The organism is Moorena sp. SIOASIH (assembly GCF_010671925.1).
Classification (GTDB): Bacteria; Cyanobacteriota; Cyanobacteriia; order Cyanobacteriales; family Coleofasciculaceae; genus Moorena.
Genome location: NZ_JAAHIH010000004.1, coordinates 458958 through 482500 on the forward strand (window position 1 = coordinate 458958; position 23543 = coordinate 482500).

Here is a 23543-nt window from a genome sequence, read left to right on the forward strand (position 1 = left end):
CCCTATTCCCTATTCCCTGTTCCCTACTCCCTACTCCCTACTCCCTACTCCCTTTCCTATCATGACCAAGCAACCAACAATCTACCAAGTTGGGGGAAGTTTACCTCAAGATGCCACGACTTATGCCCTGCGAAAAGCCGATACCGAAATTTTTCAGGCTTTGATGGCTGGGGAATTTTGTTATGTGCTCAACTCGCGACAGATGGGTAAATCCAGTTTGCGGGTACGAACTATGAAGCGCCTCCAAGAAGCAGGAGTAGCCTGTGGTTGTATCGATTTTACCATGATTGGGAAAGAGAATATACCGGTAGAGATGTGGTATTCAAGCTTGATAGTGATGCTGGTGGATGAGTTGAAGCTATCAGATAAATTTGATGAAGAGGCTTGGTTTAGAGAAACAGAGCACATCGCTCCCTTGTTAGGATTTGGCAAGTTTATTGAATCGGTATTGTTAGAAGCTATTCCGGAAAGTATTGTTATATTTCTAGATGAAATAGACAGTATTATTAAAGTAGCGTTTAAAGATGATTTTTTTGCATTTATTCGCAGTTGTTATAACAAACGAGCCGAACATTCTGCCTACAATCGGCTGAGTTTTTGTTTGCTGGGAGTAGCAACTCCAGCGGATTTGATTCAGGATAAACAGCGCACTCCGTTTAATATTGGTCGGGATATTGAACTGACTGGCTTTACCTTTGAAGAGGCGAAAACACCACTGCTCCCTGGTTTGGTAGGGAAAGTGGATAATCCTGAACAGGTGTTAGATGAGATATTGACCTGGACAAGGGGACAACCGTTTCTGACCCAGAAGTTGTGTAAGTTAATGGTGGATGGATCCCCCCTAACCCCCCTTAACAAGGGGGGAACTGGAGTTGAGGGAACTTCTGGAGGCGAATCTAACTCTGCTCTGGCTTCCCCCTTATTAAGGGGGACGGGAGGGGGATCCATCCACAGCACTCCGGGATTGGGTACCCCCCTAACCCCCCTTAACAAGGGGGGAACTGGAGTTGCACAGGTCGCCCGTACCCAGATTATTGACAATTGGGTATCTCAGGATAAGCCAGAGCACTTGAAGACCATACGCGATCGCATTCTCAGAAATGAGCAACGGGCGAGTAGGCTGTTGGGATTGTATCAGCACGTATTAGATCAGGGTAGTCTTGCCGCTGATGGCAGTGAAGAACAGACGGAATTAAGGCTATCGGGGTTGGTAGTGGAGCGAAATGGCTATTTGACGGTTAATAACCGGATTTATGGGAGTGTTTTTGATCGCGATTGGGTTAAGCAAGAATTAGCGAGACTCCGTCCCTATTCTGAAACGTTTACTGCTTGGGTTGAGTCTGGGTGTCAGGATGAAGCTCGTTTGTTGCGGGGGGTAGCGTTAGAGAATGCTCAAGCTTGGGCTAAGGGTAAAAGTTTGAGCGATTTGGATTATCAGTTTTTGTCAGCTGCTCAGGAATTAGACCGACAGGTATTAGTAGAAGAAAAGCGGATCTTAACTGAAGCAAAAGAAAAAGCGAAGTGGATCATAAGTATAGGTGGTACTGTACTGGGTTTGTCCTTAATTGTGGCTGTAGTGACTGGGATCAAAGCTAGAGATAATTTTAAACAATCACAGGAAGCTCAAACAGGTACCCGACTAGAACAACAAGGGGTTAGTATTTTACGACGCTTAGGAGGGGATAATGTTTACTATGGCGAGCGAGAGCTTTTATACTCAGCCATGGAGACTGGGCAACAACTATATAATATCGTGAAAGATGGTCGCCCCCTGGATAACTATCCTGCTATTAGTCCTCTGTATGCTCTACAGCAGAGTCTTAGTAAATTCAAAGAAAAGAGAAGATTTCGAGGACATGAATCCTTGGTATCAAGTGTAAGTTTTAGCCCCGATGGTAAGATGCTTGCTACTGCATCATTTGACCAAACTGTCAGACTCTGGGATTTACAGGGAAATCAATTAGCTCTGTTGAAAGGACATGAATCCTCGGTAAGAAGTGTAAGTTTTAGCCGAGATGGTAAGAGGCTTGCTACTGGATCCGACCTTACTGTGATACTTTGGGATTTAGAAGGAAATCAATTAGCTCTGTTGAGAGGACATCCATCCTCGCTATTAAGTGTAAGTTTTAGCCCCGATGGTAAAAGGCTGGCTATGGCATTATCGGACAAAACTGTCAGACTCTGGGATTTACAGGGAAAGCAATTAGCTCTGTTGAGAGGACATCAAAAGTTGGTAAGAAGTGTAAGTTTTAGCCGAGATGGTAAAACCCTGGCTACGGCATCAGACGACAAAACGGTCAGACTCTGGGATTTACAGGGAAAGCAATTAGCTCTGTTGAGAGGACATCAAAAGTTGGTAAGAAGTGTAAGTTTTAGCCGAGATGGTAAGATACTGGCTACCGCATCAGACGACAAAACGGTCAGACTCTGGGATTTACAGGGAAAGCAATTAGCTCTGTTGAGAGGACATCAATCCTCTGTATCAAGTGTAAGTTTTAGCCGAGATGGTAAGATGCTCGCTTCTGCATCATTTGACAAAACTGTTAGACTCTGGGATTTACAGGGAAAGCAATTAGCTCTTTTGAGAGGACATCAATCCGAGGTAAGAAGTGTAAGTTTTAGCCGAGATGGTAAAACCCTGGCTACGGCATCAGACGACAAAACTGTCAGACTCTGGGATTTACAGGGAAAGCAATTAGCTCTATTTCAAGGACATAAATCCTCGCTATCAAGTGTAAGCTTTAGCCCCGATGGTAAGATGCTTGCTAGTGCATCATCGGACAAAACGGTCAGACTCTGGGATTTACAGGGCAATCCATTAGCTCTGTTGAAAGGACATCAATCCGAGGTAAATAGTGTAAGCTTTAGCCCCGATGGTAAGATGCTTGCTAGTGCATCATCGGACAAAACGGTCAGACTCTGGGATTTACAGGGCAATCCATTAGCTCTGTTGAAAGGACATCAAGAGTTGGTATTTAGTATAAGTTTTAGCCCCGATGGTAAGATGCTTGCTACTGCATTATCCGACAATACGGTCAGACTCTGGGATTTAGAAGGAAATCAATTAGCACTGTTGAAAGGACATCTTGACTGGGTAGAAAGTGTAAGGTTTAGCCCCGATGGTCAGAGGCTGGCTACGGCATCATGGGACAATACGGTCAGACTTTGGGATTTACAAGGAAATCAATTAGCACTGTTGAAAGGACATCTTGACTGGGTAGAAAGTGTAAGGTTTAGCCCCGATGGTCAGAGGCTGGCTACGGCATCAAGGGACAAAACTGTCAGACTCTGGGATTTAGAAGGAAATCAATTAGCACTGTTGAAAGGACATCTTGAGTCGGTAAATAGTGTAAGTTTTAGTACCGATGGTAAGATGCTTGCTAGTGCATCATCGGACAAAACGGTCAGACTCTGGGATTTACAGGGCAATCCATTAGCTCTGTTGAAAGGACATCTTGACTCGGTAAATAGTGTAAGCTTTAGCCGAGATGGTAAAACCCTGGCTACGGCATCAAGGGACAAAACTGTCAGACTCTGGGCGGTTGAAGATTTAGGTGAGATGCTAGCTAGGGGATGTAAGTTGCTTGAAGAGTACTTTGTGGATCATCCTGAATCCTTAGATAGCTTAAAGAAATGCCAAGATTAAGATGGCAAAATAGCTGCAGCTTCTGGTTTTGTTAAACAAGGTGAGGAGTTAGCGAAAGAGGGGGATGTGGAGGGTGCTATTGCTAAGTTCCAAAAAGCCCAAGCATGGAATCCAGAGCTAGAATTACAGCCAGAGACAAAAGCCAAACAGCTAGCAGCACCCGCTAAATTTGAACAAGGTGAGCAGTTAGCAAGACAAGGTGAAGTAACCAAAGCCCTATCTCTCTATAAAGAAGCACAAAAACTAGATCCAAACCTAGAAATTTCTGCTTATTCTTGGAATCAAATCTGTTGGTTTGGTAGCCTCCATGGATATGCTGCTGACGTGATGGATGCCTGTGAAAAAGCAGTAGCAAAAGAACCTGAAGATCGACGTATTCTGGATAGTCGTGGTTTGGCTAGGGCTCTGACTGGGGATACCGCAGGAGCGATATCAGACTTTCAGGCATTTGTAGACTGGACCGATGATGATGAGTTGAAAGCAAAACGGCAAAAATGGATAGATGAGCTCCGGGCTGGTAAGAATCCTTTTACGGAAGAGGTGTTGGAGAGTTTACGTTGGGAGTAAGGGTGGTAAGAGGCAAGAGGCAATAGGCAAGAGGCAAGAGGCAAGAGGCAATAGGCAAGAGGCAATAGGCAAGAGTTTCCCTGCTCCCGATTCCCGACTCCCGATTCCCGATTCCCGACTCCCAAAAAGTTTGTTACAAAATTTTTCAAAATATGTTATAATATAATATTTTTGTGCTATAGTATAAAGGTGGGCGCTGAGACGCCCAGAGTCAAGAGCTAGCCCGGCGAAAGTCCAAAATCTACGGGCTAGCTCTGGCTCCCCAATCACAAGGAGATACTTTAATGATGACCTATTCTGAACGCCTTCATCCATGGGTGGTCATGCGGCTGTTACCCAAAATGCAGCGGGTAGTTGTTGGTCGCTTCCGCAACCGATCGGATGCCGAAGGACATTTGTGGGCCCTGAAACGATTAATGCCTGATGCGGAATTTATAATTATTTTTGATGTCGGGAATAATCCGATGGATGAAGAATCCTAGGAATTTACATCTATGTTTGTGGAACGGGCATCTTGTCTGTTCCACACTGAATGCTGAACGCGCACGCGTGCGCGTAGCGCATAAGCTTATATCTTGGCGTTGCTGAATTAAGGAATGAATTGGCGATCATTGGGTTTTATTAAAGCCCCCTAAATCCCCCAATTATGGGGGACTTTGAGAGTTTTGTTCCCCCCAAAATTGGGGGGCTAGGGGGGCGAAACCATACCCAGAATCAGCAACGCCGATATCTTGCTTACTCAAATTGTAATCATCCCTTTATCTGGTTACAATAAACGTTATGAATACTGATTTAGCCTTATGGAAAGTTGTCATTAATTTACCTGAATATCTCAATAAAAAACTATTGCATTATGCAGAATATTTACGACAAAACTATCAAAATAATACACAATCTGAACAGGAAAAACTAGAAAACGTTCACGGTTATGGTAGTTGGGCAGGTCAAATCATTATGTCAGATAATTTTGATGAACCATTATAAGATTTGGCAGAATATATGTAATGTCAAAGGGGAGCATGTCAAATTTGTAATTAGGTACATAGATCCCCCCTAACCCCCCTTAAAAAAAGGGGGGAATTAGATTGAAAAGTCCCCCGAGCGAGGGATTGCTCGCTCGGGGGATTTAGGGGGATCTGAATCAGGGATTAACAAAACTGACATGCACCCATGTCAAAGTTCTTCTAGAGGTAAGCATTCAGCGGTCAGCGGTCAACTGTCAGCAGTCAGTGGTCATTATTTTATTCAAAAGCTTTTCCCATAGCGTGTGCATAGCGCTTAAGCTGATAGCTAATTGCTTATATACCGTTTATCATAGCTATGAGGTACACATTATTTTTTCCTTCTTCCCTACTCCCTACTCCCTGCTCCCTGCTCCCTTCATCAAAGTATTAATTTAGCATAACAAGTACGGAAGAGCCAACATCATGCTAGTATTAAAATCTTGCGCCTTAATCTTATTTACAGCGTGTTTGATCAGTTTTTCTTGGGCAGGCTTGGCTTTATTTACTCGCCCTAACGGCATGCCAAATGCTGTACGGATCCTGGTTGTATTCTGGATACCATTAATAGTTCTACAGGTCAGTATGATTGTTCTTACTGAAGAAATTAATTTAATCATAGGATTAATGGGACTGACCATCTATAGCATCTCATTAGTTTTGTTTTGGTGGGCAGTTAAAACAACTAAGGATAAGCCTTTGTCTGTTTGCTATTCCGATGATTTACCAAACCACATAATTACAACTGGCCCCTATAAATTTATTCGTAATCCCTTTTACACATCCTACCTACTCTGTGTGCTAGCTGCTGTTTTTGTTACTAATCAACTCTGGCTACTAATCACAGTAGTAGTAATATTTGTACCCTACTATCAAGTTGCTCGCCAAGAAGAAGCTAAATTTTTAGCTAGTAGTTTTGCGGCTGACTATAAAGTGTATAAAGAAAACACAGGAATGTTTTTGCCTAAGTTATTGCGGTTTAGTAGACCCATATCAGCGTCAAATGTCGAAAACTGAGATTGAGACAAATACCTGGAGGGGCGACTTGTCGCCCCTCCAGATTACCGTCAATAAATTGGCTGCTCAAACCGCTCGATAAAGCCAGAACAACCACTAACTTACTGATTGCTTATTTTTAGGGAGAGTAAGTTTCACGAAGAAACAATAATTTGGTCAATTGTCGTCACGAAGCTAATTAGATTGAGGCTCCGATACTGATCGCAAATTATTGCTGCGTATTGCTTAGAGTAAAAAGAATTTGTCTGATAGGCAAATCCTCCTTTGGTCGAGTAGCGCGATAATTCTGGTAAAGACGTTTCAATCACTTCCTCTTGCTGTTCAGTTTGCGGCACAATCACTACCCGATAAACTTCATTATCTAATCTTTCACCTAGATATCGGGAAAAAAGACCGTTAAGTTCAGCTACAATAAGTTTTTCCTGTTCAGAAACTTCGTCATCAATATTGATTAATGCATTGACGACATCCCTGAGTTGAGATACTTGCTTATATGGCGGTGAAATAGCTAGATAATCAACTACATCCTCACGCAATTTTATAAAGTTTTTGTTGGCACCTTCTAGTCTATTATTGGTTAAAGTTTCCCAGGAAAAATCTATATTCCAATTGTCCGCAAACCTTTGGATAAACTCTTTTTCTTGAGGATGTAATTTGTCATCAATTAGAGCTATCTGACTAAGAATATAGATGATTGTTTGCGCTCCCGAAGGTTTAAAGAATGATTTGGCCAGATCTCCTACCTCTTGTTTTTCAGAATTTAGTGCTTGCTTGATTAGCCTGAATAACCCTTTTTTTCTCTCATCATTTACCCAGAATTTTATCCCTACAAAAACGTAAAATACACTCATACCAATATAGATAATAGTGTCCAAAAAACCTTGCCATTGTCTCTCAAACAAAAAGTTCAACGCAAAGAAAAATCCTGGTATTATAGCCATAAATTCGGCCATAACCGATACACTTTCAGCCACTTCATTATCATGTTTTCGTTTCCAGATCTTATTGGAAGATAGGTAGACTTCTGTTAAGGAGAATCCTATAGATAAAAATGCTAGAATATAAACAATTTTTGCGATAATCTCAATCATAAGCTAAATGAGCTATATTTAGGTTTGTTGTTAGCATTCAGCTATCAGTTATCAGCACCATTGTCATTAATCTTCGGGTGGGCAGTGCCTGGGGTGTTTATTATGGGTCTTTTTTGGGGGAGATCGTTCACACCGGGATTGAGCTTTGCTCACGCTACGCGAACGCGTACGGCGATAACGCCCAGAATGGATATCATGCAAGAGATACACTGTCTGATACTATCAGACAAAAAGTGCATGAAGTTTAAGCTATGGCCATCGCACAAAGTGAACAGCCTACCCCACACCTCACCCCACACCCCACACCCCACACCCCACACCCCAGGCAGTGCCTACCAACGTGGTTTGCAAGCTTCATTATCTGTCTGATGCACTGCCCACCCTACATGAACCAAGCTTATTGAGAATGGTGCAAGATGTGAGTATCAGCGATTAGCGCTACAGATGGTGCTACTTGAGGTGAATTCAGGCAAAGGCCTTTGGCTGACGGCTGAGGGCTGACGGCTGACGGCTGAATGCTTACTGCTAGCGTTTTTCATAACTATGAGGTACACAAGATTGTTTCCCTATTGCCTATTGCCTACTCCCTACTCCCTACTCCCTACTCCCTACTCCCTACTCCCTATTCCCTATTCCCTTCTATTCAAAATGGCCACAACCGTTGCAGCAACCGCCAAATTTTAACCACTAGCTCTTCTATCCAAAGTATGGTGATGTCTAACCACTCCAACACTCGTTCTAAAGGATGCTTAATATATCCTTCTGGAGTTGCCTCAGTTTCAATCCAGTCGTGATTTGGCTCTACATCACTATCGTTTCTAGAGTTAGCGATCGCGCCATTTTCTTCTCCCTTAGATCCGTTAACCTTGCTGTTACCCGAATTAACAACTGCTAGCGGTTCATCTTGAGATTCTTTGGGAGTAGTTTTTCCTAAATTACCCTGAATTTGGGACAGGTCTGGTGATTTGTCAGTCCTGGAATTTTTATTCTGGCTGATAGATGGTTTTGGTTGAACTTTTGAAGATTTAGTTCTCGAAATAATCAGCTTACCTGGAGCCTTTAGTAAGTTCAGGTATCGCTTAAATAGAGTCCAAATAGACTTTTCTGACTTCACAGGAATCTTGCTGTTAAATCCTTCTGGTAACTGATGTCTAGATTTAAGATTAGCAACCGGTAATTCTGCCTGATTTCCGGAGTTGGAGGTTGAGGAAGATAAATTTTCGGGCTGGTCAGATCCATCTGGGTTGTCCCATAAATCATTATCGGTTAACCAAGGATCAAGTTCATCTGATTTAGACCGAGATGGTGTTGAGGTGGATGGTATTAATGACGGGGAAAGTGGAGGGGAATTATCTCCTGATAGCTGATGGCATTCTGGGTAGAAATCTGGTAAAACCTTTCCAGAACCAGAAGCAATTTCGGATTGTTCTGAGGAACCAATCAAACTAAAATTAGACGGTTTTCTGCCAAAAAAGTAGTCAATCGCCGCATAGATTAAGCTTAAGAGTTTAAATCGGTTAGTTTCAGACCCAGTCGTTACCTCCTCTGAGCTATCACCCTTAATAAATGGTTTTTGTAGGGCTTGAATCAGCTGATTAGTACTCTGGCGCAGGGTTAGGGGGATTTGCTTACTCAGTTTAACCACTACTTCAGCTCTTTGTACTAATTGATGTGATTCCAGTTCCAGGAATTTGTTATCCAGGGAAGTTAATAGCTCCTCAATTGGGCTAGAAGGTGATAGCTGGAATGGTTTGGGTTTAGGTTGTCGGTGATTAGAGGTGGCTGATTGACCCTTGGCAACAGGTAGAATGATGCTGGATTCCCCGAACAGATTAATTGCGATCGCTACAGGACTAGTTTGCACCCAGGCCATTAATCGCCAGAATAGCCTGATCGGTGGAAAAATAGGGGGGTGATCTAAGGTAGCAAGGGAAGGGGATGCTTTTTTGCCATCTAACGAGTGGGCTAAACGCCATTTACGCAATAAGTCAGCCACCTCCCAGCTGATTCTGGATGCTAGTTTGTGCTGCTGCTGGGGTGTCAATATATCCAGAATTTGATTTTCCACTGTCACCAGCACTAGACCCCGGTTGTCCAATAAACAGGCCACTCCGTGAATTAGGATATGCTTATTAGTCGCGGGTTTAGCTGGGGTTACAGCTTGCCCGTTATATAGGGTTACAGGTTCCTGGTTATTTAGGGATGTTCCCCTTTGCCGTTCCAGTAGGATAGGTTGCCCGTTATTTAGGGTTACAGCTTGCCCGTTAGACGGTTTTAGGTTGTCTAGATCAGCTTCAAGGGTAAACTTGCCAAGGTTCAACTCTTGTAACACTCGCTGAATTGCTGTATCTGCTTCTGGCGGTATTTCCTGGGGCTGGGCATGGCTAAATGTCCTTAATTGGGGCAATCCAGCTTTTACCGAAGCGGAAATTTGACGCCCAGCGGATAAACTAGCTTGCACCAGCAGGTAAACCGGATAAAGTAAAATTTGCCCTCCCCATACCGCTGCAACCTTTAAATGCCTTATTGTACGTTGAACTTGGTCAACAAACCGTTGAGATTGTCGATTGATAAAGTTAAACAATCTACTGCGATAGGGACCTTTGGCAGGGGAAGACATGATGGTTATTGCTTGGGTGAGGGATTAGCTAGCTGATAGACATTGAAGCTGCATATATAGCAATTATTATTTGGGTGAGGTACAGAGTCGTGGGTTTTAGGGAGCAGGGAGCAGGGAGCAGGGAGTAGGTAAGAGGGCAGAGGTAAAAAATTTTGTGTACCTCATAGTTATGAGAAACGCTATATACCAGGAAGTGGTTATGGGTTGACAGTTGATGGTTAACGGTTAACTGTCAATAAACCACAAATAACAAATTAATGATAACCTGTTGCGCATTTAAAATTGGATATTATTCCGTTATCAAAAAAACCGTCAAACCCTCTCCCCTGCACCCGAAGCTCCCCTGCTCTGATAACAAGAGAATTTAAATGAAGACTAGCTGATCAGGTACACAGGATTGTTTCCCGATTCCCGATTCCCGATTCCCGATTCCCGATTCCCGATTCCCGATTCCCGATTCCCGATTCCCTGCTCCCTCCCAGAACGAAAGTAGCTCACCGAATTGAAAACCGCTGTAAATGAAATGGATCAGATTAGGATTATTGATGGGATTAATCATGCGATCGCAAAACTCCGTGCTTTAACTCAAACCAATGTTCAGCAGGGTTGGCGATACTGTAACGAAGATATTCCTTACCCTGTGGCAACTCAACCAGAGTGCTGGGAGAAGTGGTCAATAGCCCAACCCAATGACAAGGATTACATTACTTGGTCTGCTGGAAGACAAGTGATGTGGTTGAGTCAACGATTCGTAGTGCCCCAGGATTTGCAGCGCTATCCTTTATCGGGCTTAGGATTACGTTTGGTATTGACTTGGTGGGCAGAATCGGCAGAGATTTTCGTCAACGGTCAGCTGGTACAAGAAGGGGATTTGTTTGATTCCTCCACAAGGATGCTGCTCAATTCAACAGTAGTGCCAGGGGAAGAGTTTGCGGTAGCCCTAAGGTTGGTTAGTCCTGGTCATGATATCGGTGGATTAATGCGATCGCAAATCCTCTACGAAGCCACCAATGATATCGATCCAGGCTTTGTAGCTGATGAATTGACTGTCTTACAAAAGTATAGCGCTAACTTTGAACCAGAACAATTAGCGACTCTGGCGAAGGCTGTGGCTGAGATTAATTGGGATATGGTGTCACAGCGGACAGAATTTATGCGATCGCTTACCCGATTGCGCCAACAACTCAGTACAATTGAGAATTCAAACCTCAGAATTCAAAATACTCAAAACTCTATCCAAATGCTAGGTCATGCTCACCTTGATCTGGCTTGGCTATGGCCAGTCAGCGAGACCTGGGACGTAGCTGTGCGTACCTTTGAATCAGTATTAAAGCTACAGCAAGAATTTCCAGATTTCACCTTTTGCCATACCACCCCTGCCCTTTATGCTTGGATAGAACAGCATCGGCCTGATTTATTTAAAGCAATTAAACAACAAGTGGCTGCTGGTCGTTGGGAAATTGTGGGAGGGATGTGGGTAGAACCGGAATTAAATTTAATTGATGGTGAATCAATTGTCCGACAAATCCTCTATGCTCAACGTTACGTCCAGAAAACCTTCGGTCAGTTAAGCACAGTGGCATGGGTAACGGATAGCTTTGGCTTCTGTTGGCAACTACCGCAATTGCTCAAACAGGGTGGAATTGACTACTTCGTTACCCAGAAGCTGCACTGGAACGATACCACCAAATTTCCCTATGGTGCTTTCTGGTGGCAGTCTCCCGATGGCAGCCAAATCTTCAGCTTGATGTCTCCCCCTAACGTTGCTGGTGTTATGGATACAAATCCCATTACTATGGCAAGCTACGCCATTGATTGGGAAATTCAAACCTCACTCAAGGAGGCATTTTGGTTACCTGGTGTGGGAGATCATGGCGGTGGTCCCACCAGGGATATGTTACAAGTAGCAAGACGTTGGCAACAATCCCCATTCTTCCCAAAGCTGGAATTTACCACCGCCAGTGAGTATTTGTTAAAGGTTAGTAGGTTGAAAAGCCAAAGCACTAAAGAGATTCCGGTCTGGAATGATGAACTCTATCTAGAATTCCATCGAGGTTGCTATACCACTCACGCTGACCAAAAGCGCTATCTACGTCGTTGTGAGGGTTTATTGTACCAAGCAGAACTGTTTGCAGCCCTGAAAACCATTGCGACAGGACAAGCCTATCCTAAGACTGAACTGGAGGAAGCTTGGAAAAAGGTGTTATTTAATCAGTTTCACGACATCTTACCAGGAACATCGATTCCGGAAGTCTTTGTAGACGCTAATCAGGCTTGGCAGGAAGTAGAGGAGGTGACGGGGGAGATATTGGAGGAATCCTTAAATGCGATCGCATCCAAGATCACCCTGCCACCACCACCAAAACCCAATGCTCAAGCCATTATTGTCTTTAATCCTCTCAATTGGCAGCGTTCAGAAGTAATTGCTATTTCTTTAGCTGTTACTTTACCTGTTTCTTTACCGGTCGGGTCAGTGGAATGGGAAGTGTATGACTGTTTTGGGGAAAAGATAATCTCTCAAGTTAGGCACGATCAAGCCCAGCACATCCAAAACCATGAAAATACAGTAGTTTGCAATTCGGTCAGGTATAAATTCTTGGGTTTTAGGGAGCAGGGAGCAGGGAGCAGGGAGCAGGGAACAGGGAACAGGGAACAGGGAACAGGGAAAAAATCCTCTGTACCTGATAGTTATGAAAAACGCTGTAACAATGACAATCTCTCCTATAGTCAGATAGAATTGCTGTTTCTAGCCAGTAATATTCCTTCGGTAGGATATCGTGTTTTTTGGTTGTGCAGCAATACTGAGCACTTGAAGTTAGAGCTACCTCCCAATTCCCGATTCCCGATTCCCGATTCCCGATTCCCGATTCCCGATTCCCGATTCCCGATTCCCGATTCCCGATTCCCGATTCCCGATTCCCGATTCCCGATTGAAGATTTGGTCTTAGAGAATCAATACCTACGAGTAGTGGTAGACCGAGAAACTGGAGAGTTGAGTAGTGTCTTCGATCAGGTTAATCAGCGGGAAGTGCTTAGTGGTCCTGGAAATCAGCTACAAGCTTTTGAGGATAGTGGTCAATATTGGGATGCATGGAATATAGACCCAAATTATGCTGACCATCCTTTGCCTGCAACTGAGCTGATCGGGATCGAGTGGATTGAAACCGGGGTATTGCGTAAGCGTTTGCGAGTGGTGCGTCGGCTAATGCGATCGCAATTTTGTCAGGACTATATCCTATGTGCTCAATCTCCAGTACTCAAAATTGCCACTACTGTAGACTGGCAGGAACGCCATGTATTAGTCAAAGCTGCGTTTCCATTAGCCATTGATGCTGATTATGTATCCTATGAAATGCCCTGTGGGGTAATTCAACGTTCTACTCGACCCCAAACCCCTGCTGAGCAAGCTAAATGGGAAGTACCTGCTCTGCGTTGGGCAGACTTGAGTGATCAAACCTATGGTGTCAGTTTGCTTAATGATTGCAAATACGGTTATGATGCCCAGGCGTCCCAATTACGTCTAACATTGCTTCGCTCTCCCACTTGGCCCGATCCTGAAGCTGATCAAGGCATCCACCAATTCACCTATGCTCTGTATCCTCATCAAGGCAATTGGCGTTCTGCAGATACAATTCACCTAGCATACCAGCTTAATATACCATTTCTAGGGTTACTTTGGTCTCCCGCCAATAGTTCTATTTTCAGTAATAATGTCAGTAATAATAGTAGACCTTCTTTACCATCAACCGGACAACTATTAAATTTGTCAGCCAAGACTCTAATATTGATGGCACTTAAACAATCCGAAGATATCCCAGATCAATGGATTATCAGGTGTTATGAATCTCATGGGGAGTCAGCAAATTTATCCTTAGTGAGTGATTTGGGATTAAAAGTAGTTCACCCAGTTGATTTATTGGAAAGACCTGTGAGTTTATCAGAACCATCATCTGATGAGAAAGTAGTTAAGATAGACCCTTGGAAAATAACTAGTTTGGCAGTTAAATCCATAATTTAGAAGGGAGTCGGGAGTCGGGAGTCGGGAGTCGGGAGTCGAAAAAATAGAACTTCGGAAGCAGGTAGCAAAGCGCGGATTTATGTATAAATTCCTATATAAATTGTGATAATTATTGTTCCCTGTTCCCTTTTTCCTGTTCCCTTTGCTATGTCAACCTGTACTATTTCCTAATCTGAACTGGCATAATCAAATAAGTCATATTCAATCCCCCTAGAGGCATAAAAATCACAGGACTATTAGCTTCATTCATCTGCATTTTAATCTCAGAGGTAGAAAGCGCCTTTAAGCCATCAATTAAGTACTTAACATTAAAAGCAATTTCCAAACTATCACCCGATATTTCTACTTCCATTGACTCCCGACCACTACCCAAATCTTTTGCCTCTACCGATAGATTAAGCCGCTGGTTAACACTATCAATATTAAACTTGACAATATTATTTTTCTGATCAGCCAACACTCCAATCCGTTCTACTGCACTCAGTAATTGACGGCGATCGAGAATGATCTGACGCTGAAAGTGTTTGGGAAGCAGCTGATGATAGGAAGGGTACTGTCCTTCCAGAGTTCGGCTTGTTAAACGCTGTTCTCCCCCTTGACAAACAATCTGACCAGGTTCAAACTGAATCGCAATAATATCCTGAGCTTCAGCCTTAGATACTATCCGCTCCAACTCCCGTAACGCTCTAGCTGGTAACGTAAATTCTACGGGTAAATCATGATCATCCAATTCTTGGGTAGCTTCAGTCGTTGCACTTTCCTCTATTCTCCGATTAGTTTCCACAACTGCTAGTCGGTGACCATCGGTAGCAGCAAATTCCAATTTGTCCGACTGTACAGTAAGGTGAACCCCCGTCAGCACTTGCTTAGTTTCATCAGAACTAGTGGCAAATAAAGAACCCTGCAATCCAGCCTTTAAGACTTCTACAGGAATATGAACCGCAACGGATGTGTTAACTTCCGGCAGTTCGGGGAATTCCTCAGAACTCATACCTCGAACCTGATAACGTCCGGTAGCCGAGGTTAAGGTGACAATCAGGCTATCACTGTCTGTGTCTTTCCCATCATCCTCTAGAGTAATTTCCCCTGAAGGTAGACGGGAGACAATATCATTGAGCAGTTTGGCTGGCAGGGTAATTTCCCCTCCTGTCTCAACGTCAGCATTAAAGCTAGTCTGGATACCCACGCTAAGGTCGAAAGCAGTTAGTAGCACCCGCTGATTTTTTTGGTCTGCTTCTAACAAAACATTTCCCAGCACAGGATGAGTAGGGCGAGAAGGCACTACCCGACTCACAAGTGAAAGGTTTGTATTGAGGTCACTTTGACTGCAAACCAGTTTCATGATCGGTTTCGTAATGGGGCTTACTTTAGGAGAAAACTATAGCACTCGATTACTAATCTTTCTACAAAATCACCTCAAAAACCTAAGCATTCAGCGGTCAGTGGTCAGCGGTCAGTGGTCAGCGGTCAGTGGTCAGCGGTCAGTGGTCAGCGGTCAGTGGTCAGCGGTCAGTGGTCAGCGGTCAGCGGTCAGCGGTCAGTGGTCAGCTTTTAGCTGATAGCACCTCAAGTAGCGTGCGCGTAGTGCATTAGCTGATAACTGATAACTGATAGCTGATAACTGATAGCTGATAGCCGATAGCTGATGGCTGATAACTGATAGCTGATAGCCGATAGCTGATAGCTGATAACTGATAGCTGATAACTGATAACTGATAGCTGATAACTGATAGCTGATAGCTGAATAATAATTGAGTTAGCAAACCATTTGTGGAAAAAGTTGTGGAAAAATTCGGTGATTTTTCCACAGAGCATTTATACTCAGAAGCCAGATATTCCAGCAGTAGACTCGATCATAGCATCAAGCTCAAGGGATTAATTAATAAACTTTAATTAATTAACTTTAATTAAAATAGCGGTTTCTAGCCTAATGAGGTACAGAGTATTTTGTCCCTGTTCCCTATTCCCTATTCCCTATTCCCTATTCCCTATTCCCTACTCCCTGCTCCCAAAAAGCTAGGAAAAAAGTACCTCAAACGTCGCTGATAATTGCTATAAACACGCTTTATTTTTGGTTTTGACTCCTAGCTGTCAGATTTATGCGATCGCTTAACTGAGAAAGTTTCTGAGCTAACTCATCATCTTTTTCCCGCAGCTGAGTAATTTTATCGCAGCTGTACATGACTGTCGTGTGGTCTTTGCCCCCAAATTCTTCCCCAATGCGGGGTAGGCTCAATTCTGTATGCTGCCTCATCAGATACATCCCAATTTGCCTAGCCCAACTAATTTCTCGCCTCCGAGAGCTACTTTTTAAGTCTTCCACTGAAAGATTAAACGTATTAGATATAGTACTTAAAATCACCTCAGGAGAAGCCTGAATCTTCTTGGTTGGTGGGTTCAAAATCGGTGCAATATTTTCCACATTCATCGCTAACCCCGAAATCGATACATAAGTCACAGCCCTAGTCAAAGCTCCCTCTAGTTCTCTAATGTTAGAGGTGTAGCTAGCAGCAATGTACTCAACCACGTCATGGGGTAGACGTATATTTTCGTCCTCTGCCTTTTTTTGCAAGATAGCCATCCTGGTTTCCAAATCTGGTGGCTGAATATCAGCGATTAACCCCATAGAAAAGCGGGAACAAAGGCGTTCTTGCAAGCTATTAATCTGATTAGGAGGACGGTCTGATGCCAAGACAATTTGTTTACCAGCTTCGTGCAAAGTATTGAAGGTGTGGAAAAACTCTTCCTGAGTATATTCCTTACCTTCAATAAACTGAATATCGTCTACCAAAAGTACCTCCGCTGTCCGATAATGTTCCCGGAAACTTTGGATACTATCCTCGCGAATAGCAGAAATTAAATCATTAGTGAACTGCTCAGTAGAAACATAAAAAATTTTAGACTCAGGGTTATTATCCAAGCGGTAATGACCAATTGCCTGCATCAAATGAGTTTTGCCTAAACCAACACCACCACAAAGAAACAGAGGGTTAAACTCTCGTCCTGGATACTCCCCTACCGCCAGAGATGCAGCATGAGCCATGCGATTATTAGGACCAACCACAAAGCGAGAGAAAACATGCTTAGGATTTAACTTAGCGCGTCTTGGCTGGTTTTTAAAGGTATTTTCGGAATGATTAGTGGCTACCGGAAATGACCAAGAAAAGTCAGCATCACCAGTCATTGAGTTATTGTCTCCTGTAGCCGTTGTGAAGTGAATTTCCACTCGTTGACCTAAAATATCTTCCACGACATCAGCAATTGTTTTAACGTAATACTTCTGCAACCAATTTCTGGAAAAGGGATTGGCAGTCCGAATCAGCAAACAGTTATTGTCAAGCTGTTGAGCACTAGTTGTCTTGAGCCAAGTTTCAAAGGTGGGCTGACTCAGTTGTAGTTTGAGACGTTCTAATACCTGAATCCATAGTTGTTCTGGGGAAATTTTCACTGTTTTTTCTCTACCGTAGTCAATTTTTTTTAAGCTAGATGTGATGAGCCACAGCCCAGACCAAGGGCATAAAAATCCCTACGGTGCGCGTTCACGCTTAGCTTTGAAAAAGCGCGGGGTCGCACCGCTTTCCTATATCCCACCACCCAAAAATTTTTACCAATTTTTAATATATAAAGGTACTGTTTGAGCATTTGATCGAATAAGCTTGACGGATATAGAGGTTTGGCTTTTACTATGGTGAGTGAAACACTACAAATTGCTCAGTTAGGCAACCCAATTTTACGGCAGCACAGTCAGCGAGTACATAACTTGCTGGATGAACGCCTTCAACAACTGATTGATCAGCTCATAGCAACCGCTACAGCAGCCAATGGCGTTGGCATTGCAGCACCCCAAGTATCTCAATCCTATCGCTTGTTTATCGTAGCGTCTCGTCCGAATTTGAGGTATCCCCACGCACCTTTGATGGAACCAACGGCTATGATTAATCCTGCCATTATTAGTCACGATACTGAGATAGTGAAAGACTGGGAGGGGTGTCTGAGTATTCCAGGAATTCGAGGGTTAGTACCCAGGTATAGTCGAATTGAGGTGGAGTATACTAATCGGTATGGTCAGTATCAGCGGCAACAATTAACAGACTTTGTAGCCAGGATATTTCAGCATGAATATGACCATCTTGACGGGATTGTATTTTTAGACCGAGTCGAGAGTACCCACGAGATGATGACTGAGGAGGAATATCAGAAGCAGATTATTGATCACTTATAGCAGTTGTCAAATCCTTTACTCACTAATTTTAAAATCGCTACAATCTATTGATACTGGACAGTGCGAAGTTCTGTGGTCGGTTGAGTGGTTGAATTACCCCTAAGAAAAGAACACCCCGATCGCGCCTAGGGACGAGAATCTTCGAAACTGGCTGAGTTTTGCTGATTCAGCCAGTTAGATTATGGCTAATTATCGTCGAGTCGAGCCAATCTTAGAGGTAGTAATTATGGTCAAAGAAATTGAAGTACAAGCTAGTAGTGGTAATGTGTTTGCCGATTTAGGTTTAGAAAACTCTGACGAATTAATCGTTAAAGCAGAACTGGCTCGTAAGATTAGTAGTATTATTGCCAACCAGGGTATGACACAAGCTGCGGCGGCAAAGGTTTTAGGAGTAGATCAGCCTAAAGTGTCCGCACTTATCAATGGTAAGTTGGCTGGTTTTTCAATTGTGCGGCTGTTTCGCTTCTTAAACGCTTTGGTTGACACTCCCCATCATGGAAGAACGGGGATTCTTAGTTCTTCGACATGCCTTAAAATTAGCTATCCGTCAAAGGCAATATTTAAGCCGAATATCCGTTCAAAAAAACCAAATACCTAGCTTAATTTAACTAACCCCAGTGGGCTTGTCTCCCTAAGGGTTGAGTTTCCTCAGTTTCCGTGTGCCCCACGGTACTTTTTAGTTTTTAAAGTTTGCTTTACTGGTTTTCGGTATCTGGCACGGATCCATACGTTTTTAATGAGGTTTTTCGCGCCTCACGTGCTAACATCGCAAAACGCTCGTGGGGTTTATGACAGTACCGACGAATCCTGTCTGTGCTAGGCCACTCTTTGATTATAACAGATTACTTGAAAGCCGCCGAACCAAGGACGGGGCTTGAAACCCATTTTTTTGGTCAAAACCAAACAATTATCTCACCCTGTGGCTTGAACACTAGTGTCGTGAACTAGCTGACGTAAGTATTCAGCTATCAGCCTTTGACCTTGGCTGATAGCTGAGATAGTTAACTGTACTACATCCGCTCCAGTACCTGAATTCCGAGTAAAGACAATCCCAGTTTCAGAGTTCTAGCAGTCAAATCACATAGCAGCAGACGGGATGTCCGCTTGGGTTCTTCGGCTTTCAGTACAGAGCATTGGTCATAGAATTGATTGAACTTCTGGCTCAGTTCAAACAAGTACTGACAAAGACGATTCGGCATCAATTCTTTCTCAACTTCACCAAGGACCTCACTCAGTTTCAATAATTTCTTCCCTAGCACCAATTCTGTGTCTTCTTCCAACAAAATTTTGGCATCGGTTCCCAGTTGCTCAAAATCAATCTCCCCTTTGCGGCTAATTCCCTGAATTCGGACATAGGCATAAAGCATATACGGTGCCGTATTGCCTTGGAGTGCCAACATCTTATCAAAGCTGAATATATAGTTGCTGGTACGATTTTGACTAAGGTCAGCATACTTAACTGCACTGATGCCTACGACTTTGGCAACATGCTCTTTAAATTCGTCAGTTTCCTCCCGACCTTCTTGCTTCAGTCTCGATTCTAAATCAGCACCAGCCCGTGCGATCGCTTCATCTAACAAATCCCGCAACCGCACTGTTTCCCCAGACCGAGTTTTCAGCTTTTTGCCATCTTCCCCCAGAACCAAACCAAAGGGAACATGAACTACTTCAACATTTTCCGGAAGAATACCAGTCCGCCGAGCCACCTGAAATACCTGAGCAAAATGATTTGCTTGTCCGGAATCGGTAACATAAATAATCTTTTGAGCCCGGTCTTGCTCAGTCCGGTAGCGCAGTGCAGCTAAGTCAGTGGTGGCATAGTTATAGCCCCGATCAGATTTTTGCACAATCAAGGGCAAAGGCTCACCATCTTTATTTGTAAACCCCTCAAGGAAAACACATTTGGCTCCCGAATCTTCCACTAACAAGCCAGACTTGTCTAAATAGTCCACCACCTCTGGCAGCAAGGGATTGTAAAACGATTCCCCCCTTTCCGTGAGCTGAATATCCAGCAAATCATAGATAATCTGAAACTCCCGCCGAGATTGGTCACACAGTAGCTGCCAAGCGCGGCGGCTATCCGTTGCACCAGATTGCAGTTTAACAACTTCGAGCCTAGATGCCTCCCGAAACTCCTCATCTGCATCAAACCGTTGTTTAGCTTGCCGATAAAGGGTGACTAAATCTCCCAAATCCAGGGCATCAGCTGTAGTCAAAGCACTTGGGTAAGCTTCCCTGAGATAGGTAATCAACATCCCAAACTGGGTTCCCCAATCTCCCACATGATTCAAGCGCAATACATTTTGACCCCGAAATTCTAAGATGCGGGCAATAGAATCCCCAATAATCGTTGAACGTAGATGTCCCACATGCATCTCTTTAGCAATATTGGGAGAAGAAAAATCAACAATGACCCGTCGAGGGGCTTGAGCCAATGCTACTCCTAGACGTGGGTCAGTCTGAATCTCCCTTAGCCGTTCTTCCAAGTAAGCAGGTTTTAAGCTCAAATTAATGAAGCCTGGACCAGCAATAGTCGGGCTCTGACATAGTTCCGCCACATCTAGATACTGCAACAAAGATTCTGCGATCGCTCTTGGCTGCTGTTTCAAACGTTTGCTCAAAGCCAACGCCACATTAGACTGATAGTCACCAAATTTGGGATTGCTGGCAGGTACCATCATTGGATCTACCCCTGCCAAGTCAGAACCGAAGGCAGCAGTTAAGGCTTGAGTGAATTGAAGTCTAAGTTGTTCAACAATGGATTTCATGGTGCCAGTGCAAAGGGGTCTTCACTAATCTTGCCTCTGAATGGTAACAGCCACTACTTACCGATTAATCCTGGACATAACCGGATAATTACCGTAAATCCAGGTAAATTTCCCGTTTCACTCGGGAGCATCGGAGTAGTTATCCCAACCCGCACTTACAAGATCGACCGACACGCCCCTCACCAGGTATGTATCTAAAAATACAATAATAATTGCCCGGATAATTTTCCCTATCTCCCCATTTCCCACTTCTTCCGACTCCCGACTCCCGACTCCCGACTCCCGACTCCCGACTCCCGACTCCCGACTCCCGACTCCCGACTCCCGACTTAAATCTAACCAACCTACCCCTGTAAGCTTCCCCCTCTTGCCCTTATTAGACCTCCGAAACGGATTGAAAAAAATTTTTTTTGAGCCCAAAACCCTTGCCATACCTAGCTTACGATGATTTGTTCAAAAAAAAATTTGGAATTGGGGTTGACAAACGCTTTTTTACCCTTTACATTAGTAAATGGCGATGAGGAAAGCCAAGCGCACCGCACCGCCCCGAACCAAGAAAAATCTATAGTTTGAGAGCCAATATACGGTCGCTACTCGTCAAGAAATTTTCAGGTTAATCTGACCTCATTATAGGACAGATTGGCCAAAACTAAAACCTAAAATTCCGAACTGGTTCAAAGTTAACGGTTTAAGTTGACGGAGAGTCCAGGAAAGAAAAAAAACAACTTGAGTACCATGGAGAGTTTGATCCTGGCTCAGGATGAACGCTGGCGGTATGCTTAACACATGCAAGTCGAACGCCCCTTCGGGGGAGTGGCGGACGGGTGAGTAACGCGTGAGAATCTGCCTTAGGGTCGGGGACAACCACCGGAAACAGTGGCTAATACCGGATGTGCCGAGAGGTGAAAGATTTATTGCCATAAGAGGAGCTCGCGTCTGATTAGCTAGTTGGTAGGGTAAAAGCCTACCAAGGCAACGATCAGTAGCTGGTCTGAGAGGATGAGCAGCCACACTGGGACTGAGACACGGCCCAGACTCCTACGGGAGGCAGCAGTGGGGAATTTTCCGCAATGGGCGAAAGCCTGACGGAGCAATACCGCGTGAGGGAGGAAGGCTTTTGGGTTGTAAACCTCTTTGATCAGGGAAGAAGAAAGTGACGGTACCTGAGGAACAAGCATCGGCTAACTCCGTGCCAGCAGCCGCGGTAATACGGAGGATGCAAGCGTTATCCGGAATTATTGGGCGTAAAGCGTCCGTAGGTGGTACCTCAAGTCGGCTGTTAAAGACCAGGGCTTAACTCTGGGCAGGCAGTGGAAACTGAGGAACTAGAGGGCAGTAGGGGTAGAGGGAATTCCCGGTGTAGCGGTGAAATGCGTAGATTTCGGGAAGAACATCGGTGGCGAAGGCGCTCTACTGGACTGCACCTGACACTGAGGGACGAAAGCTAGGGGAGCGAATGGGATTAGATACCCCAGTAGTCCTAGCTGTAAACGATGGATACTAGGTGTAGCTTGTATCGACCCAAGCTGTGCCGAAGCCAACGCGTTAAGTATCCCGCCTGGGGAGTACGCACGCAAGTGTGAAACTCAAAGGAATTGACGGGGGCCCGCACAAGCGGTGGAGTATGTGGTTTAATTCGATGCAACGCGAAGAACCTTACCAGGGCTTGACATGTCGCGAATCCCGGTGAAAGCTGGGAGTGCCTTCGGGAGCGCGAACACAGGTGGTGCATGGCTGTCGTCAGCTCGTGTCGTGAGATGTTGGGTTAAGTCCCGCAACGAGCGCAACCCTCGTCTTTAGTTGCCAGCACGTGGTGGTGGGCACTCTAGAGAGACTGCCGGTGACAAACCGGAGGAAGGTGGGGATGACGTCAAGTCAGCATGCCCCTTACGCCCTGGGCGACACACGTACTACAATGGTCAGGACAAAGGGCAGCCAACTCGCAAGGGGGAGCTAATCTCATCAAACCTGGCCTCAGTTCAGATTGCCGGCTGCAACTCGCCGGCATGAAGGAGGAATCGCTAGTAATCGCCGGTCAGAATACGGCGGTGAATCCGTTCCCGGGCCTTGTACACACCGCCCGTCACACCATGGAAGCTGGCCACGCCCGAAGTCGTTACCCTAACCCTTTTGGGAGGGGGATGCCGAAGGCAGGGTTGGTGACTGGGGTGAAGTCGTAACAAGGTAGCCGTACCGGAAGGTGTGGCTGGATCACCTCCTTTACAGGGAGACCCACTGAGACCGACTGCTAGCCAAAGAGGCTAGAGTGGTAATCAGGTCAACCGAGGTCGAAGGGTAGAAGACCAGGCTCTCAAACTATTTAAGGTTCGGTTATGGGCTATTAGCTCAGGTGGTTAGAGCGCACCCCTGATAAGGGTGAGGTCCCTGGTTCGAGTCCAGGATGGCCCACATCTTAATAACAGGTCAGGCGGATAGCACTCGAATCCAAGAGCTAATCAAGGCCAAAACTAAAAATACTGTCAAAAAGAACAGCACCGGAACATGGCAAAGAACCAGTTCAGGATGCTGGGCTTTAAGTCCAGTAAAGAACCAAGAAAATTGCATAGCGAAGTGTAGAAAAGCCAAAAAGTCG

18 protein-coding genes, 1 tRNA gene and 1 rRNA gene are annotated in these 23543 nt (G+C 44.5%); 13 read left to right on the plus strand and 7 right to left on the minus strand.

Annotated features, from left to right (window positions below):
- The first annotated feature begins 61 nt into the window (after nt 1–61).
- Together F6J90_RS23380 and F6J90_RS23385 are read left to right on the plus strand one after the other, a co-directional pair.
- Nucleotides 62–3646, plus strand: coding sequence for an AAA-like domain-containing protein (locus F6J90_RS23380; RefSeq protein WP_293098913.1), 3585 nt, complete (start codon nt 62–64; stop codon nt 3644–3646).
- Nucleotides 3647–3712: 66 nt separating this feature from the next.
- On the plus strand, nt 3713–4213 hold the full coding sequence (locus F6J90_RS23385) for a hypothetical protein (protein WP_293098916.1): 501 nt from the start codon (nt 3713–3715) through the stop codon (nt 4211–4213).
- Here the strand turns inward: F6J90_RS23385 and F6J90_RS23390 are convergent.
- Nucleotides 4199–4483 (minus strand): hypothetical protein, encoded by a 285-nt coding sequence (locus F6J90_RS23390; protein WP_293098917.1) that lies wholly within the window; start codon nt 4481–4483, stop codon nt 4199–4201. The two genes, F6J90_RS23385 and F6J90_RS23390, sit on opposite strands and share 15 nt — an antisense overlap.
- Before the next feature lie 17 nt (nt 4484–4500).
- Here F6J90_RS23390 and F6J90_RS23395 point away from each other — a divergent pair, with 17 nt between their 5' ends.
- The 4 genes from F6J90_RS23395 to F6J90_RS23410 all read left to right on the plus strand — a co-directional run bounded on the left by F6J90_RS23395 (nt 4501) and on the right by F6J90_RS23410 (nt 6231).
- The gene (locus F6J90_RS23395; RefSeq protein WP_293100716.1) at nt 4501–4695 is read left to right on the plus strand and encodes a hypothetical protein; all 195 of its coding nucleotides are present in this window, start codon (nt 4501–4503) and stop codon (nt 4693–4695) included.
- A gap of 298 nt (nt 4696–4993) precedes the next feature.
- Nucleotides 4994–5197 carry a DUF2281 domain-containing protein gene (locus F6J90_RS23400; RefSeq protein WP_293098919.1) on the plus strand — a complete coding sequence of 68 codons (204 nt, stop codon included), beginning with the start codon at nt 4994–4996 and terminating at the stop codon, nt 5195–5197.
- Between the two features lie 245 nt (nt 5198–5442).
- On the plus strand, nt 5443–5613 hold the full coding sequence (locus tag F6J90_RS23405) for a hypothetical protein (protein WP_293098921.1): 171 nt from the start codon (nt 5443–5445) through the stop codon (nt 5611–5613).
- A 27-nt stretch (nt 5614–5640) separates the two neighbouring features.
- A complete protein-coding gene (locus F6J90_RS23410; protein ID WP_293098923.1) occupies nt 5641–6231 on the plus strand; it encodes an isoprenylcysteine carboxylmethyltransferase family protein in 591 nt (196 codons plus the stop codon).
- Between the two features lie 134 nt (nt 6232–6365).
- Here F6J90_RS23410 and F6J90_RS23415 read toward each other — a convergent pair whose 3' ends face one another.
- Nucleotides 6366–7322, minus strand: a complete 957-nt coding sequence (locus F6J90_RS23415; protein ID WP_293098925.1) for a hypothetical protein — start codon at nt 7320–7322, stop codon at nt 6366–6368.
- A gap of 543 nt (nt 7323–7865) precedes the next feature.
- Here F6J90_RS23415 and F6J90_RS23420 point away from each other — a divergent pair.
- Complete coding sequence (locus F6J90_RS23420) at nt 7866–8006, plus strand: hypothetical protein (RefSeq protein WP_293098927.1); 141 nt, start codon at nt 7866–7868, stop codon at nt 8004–8006.
- Here the strand turns inward: F6J90_RS23420 and F6J90_RS23425 are convergent.
- Entirely contained in the window at nt 7966–9942 is a 1977-nt protein-coding gene (locus tag F6J90_RS23425) for a hypothetical protein (RefSeq protein ID WP_293098929.1), read from the minus strand. The two genes, F6J90_RS23420 and F6J90_RS23425, sit on opposite strands and share 41 nt — an antisense overlap.
- A 502-nt stretch (nt 9943–10444) precedes the next feature.
- Between F6J90_RS23425 and F6J90_RS23430 the strand changes: the two genes are divergently transcribed.
- A complete protein-coding gene (locus tag F6J90_RS23430; RefSeq protein WP_366513832.1) occupies nt 10445–13960 on the plus strand; it encodes an alpha-mannosidase in 3516 nt (1171 codons plus the stop codon).
- Nucleotides 13961–14120: 160 nt separating this feature from the next.
- Here F6J90_RS23430 and dnaN read toward each other — a convergent pair whose 3' ends face one another.
- Complete coding sequence (dnaN, locus tag F6J90_RS23435; protein ID WP_293098932.1) at nt 14121–15302, minus strand: DNA polymerase III subunit beta; 1182 nt, start codon at nt 15300–15302, stop codon at nt 14121–14123.
- Between the two features lie 114 nt (nt 15303–15416).
- Here dnaN and F6J90_RS43710 point away from each other — a divergent pair, with 114 nt between their 5' ends.
- On the plus strand, nt 15417–15515 hold the full coding sequence (locus F6J90_RS43710; protein WP_366513833.1) for a hypothetical protein: 99 nt from the start codon (nt 15417–15419) through the stop codon (nt 15513–15515).
- A gap of 510 nt (nt 15516–16025) precedes the next feature.
- On the opposite strand, the gene dnaA is transcribed toward F6J90_RS43710, so the two are convergent.
- Nucleotides 16026–17408, minus strand: coding sequence for a chromosomal replication initiator protein DnaA (dnaA, locus tag F6J90_RS23445; RefSeq protein ID WP_293098936.1), 1383 nt, complete (start codon nt 17406–17408; stop codon nt 16026–16028).
- 240 nt (nt 17409–17648) lie between these two features.
- Here dnaA and def point away from each other — a divergent pair, with 240 nt between their 5' ends.
- The gene (gene def, locus F6J90_RS23450) at nt 17649–18182 is read left to right on the plus strand and encodes a peptide deformylase (protein WP_293100721.1); all 534 of its coding nucleotides are present in this window, start codon (nt 17649–17651) and stop codon (nt 18180–18182) included.
- A 181-nt stretch (nt 18183–18363) separates the two neighbouring features.
- The gene (locus F6J90_RS23455; protein WP_293098939.1) at nt 18364–18780 is read left to right on the plus strand and encodes a helix-turn-helix transcriptional regulator; all 417 of its coding nucleotides are present in this window, start codon (nt 18364–18366) and stop codon (nt 18778–18780) included.
- A 412-nt stretch (nt 18781–19192) separates the two neighbouring features.
- On the opposite strand, the gene argS is transcribed toward F6J90_RS23455, so the two are convergent.
- Both argS and F6J90_RS23465 read right to left on the minus strand, forming a co-directional pair.
- Nucleotides 19193–20950: an arginine--tRNA ligase gene (gene argS / locus F6J90_RS23460; RefSeq protein WP_293098941.1), complete on the minus strand. Its 1758-nt coding sequence runs from the start codon at nt 20948–20950 to the stop codon at nt 19193–19195.
- 117 nt (nt 20951–21067) lie between these two features.
- Nucleotides 21068–21382, minus strand: coding sequence for a hypothetical protein (locus F6J90_RS23465; protein ID WP_293098944.1), 315 nt, complete (start codon nt 21380–21382; stop codon nt 21068–21070).
- Nucleotides 21383–21682: 300 nt separating this feature from the next.
- On the opposite strand from F6J90_RS23465, the gene F6J90_RS23470 reads away from it, so the two are divergent.
- Nucleotides 21683–23172: ribosomal RNA gene (locus F6J90_RS23470) — 16S ribosomal RNA — on the plus strand.
- 113 nt (nt 23173–23285) lie between these two features.
- Nucleotides 23286–23359, plus strand: a tRNA-Ile gene (locus F6J90_RS23475).
- Nucleotides 23360–23543 lie beyond the last annotated feature (184 nt).

What these genes read in the sequence shown, in the direction of transcription:
- F6J90_RS23380 (WP_293098913.1), top strand. Translation starts at nt 62, where the DNA reads ATGACCAAGCAACCAACAATCTACCAAGTTGGGGGAAGTTTACCTCAA.
- F6J90_RS23395 (WP_293100716.1), top strand. Translation starts at nt 4,501, where the DNA reads ATGACCTATTCTGAACGCCTTCATCCATGGGTGGTCATGCGGCTGTTA.
- F6J90_RS23400 (WP_293098919.1), top strand. Translation starts at nt 4,994, where the DNA reads ATGAATACTGATTTAGCCTTATGGAAAGTTGTCATTAATTTACCTGAA.
- F6J90_RS23410 (WP_293098923.1), top strand. Translation starts at nt 5,641, where the DNA reads ATGCTAGTATTAAAATCTTGCGCCTTAATCTTATTTACAGCGTGTTTG.
- F6J90_RS23415 (WP_293098925.1), bottom strand. Translation starts at nt 7,322, where the DNA reads ATGATTGAGATTATCGCAAAAATTGTTTATATTCTAGCATTTTTATCT.
- F6J90_RS23420 (WP_293098927.1), top strand. Translation starts at nt 7,866, where the DNA reads ATGAGGTACACAAGATTGTTTCCCTATTGCCTATTGCCTACTCCCTAC.
- F6J90_RS23425 (WP_293098929.1), bottom strand. Translation starts at nt 9,942, where the DNA reads ATGTCTTCCCCTGCCAAAGGTCCCTATCGCAGTAGATTGTTTAACTTT.
- dnaN (WP_293098932.1), bottom strand. Translation starts at nt 15,302, where the DNA reads ATGAAACTGGTTTGCAGTCAAAGTGACCTCAATACAAACCTTTCACTT.
- F6J90_RS23455 (WP_293098939.1), top strand. Translation starts at nt 18,364, where the DNA reads ATGGCTAATTATCGTCGAGTCGAGCCAATCTTAGAGGTAGTAATTATG.
- argS (WP_293098941.1), bottom strand. Translation starts at nt 20,950, where the DNA reads ATGAAATCCATTGTTGAACAACTTAGACTTCAATTCACTCAAGCCTTA.
- F6J90_RS23465 (WP_293098944.1), bottom strand. Translation starts at nt 21,382, where the DNA reads ATGGCAAGGGTTTTGGGCTCAAAAAAAATTTTTTTCAATCCGTTTCGG.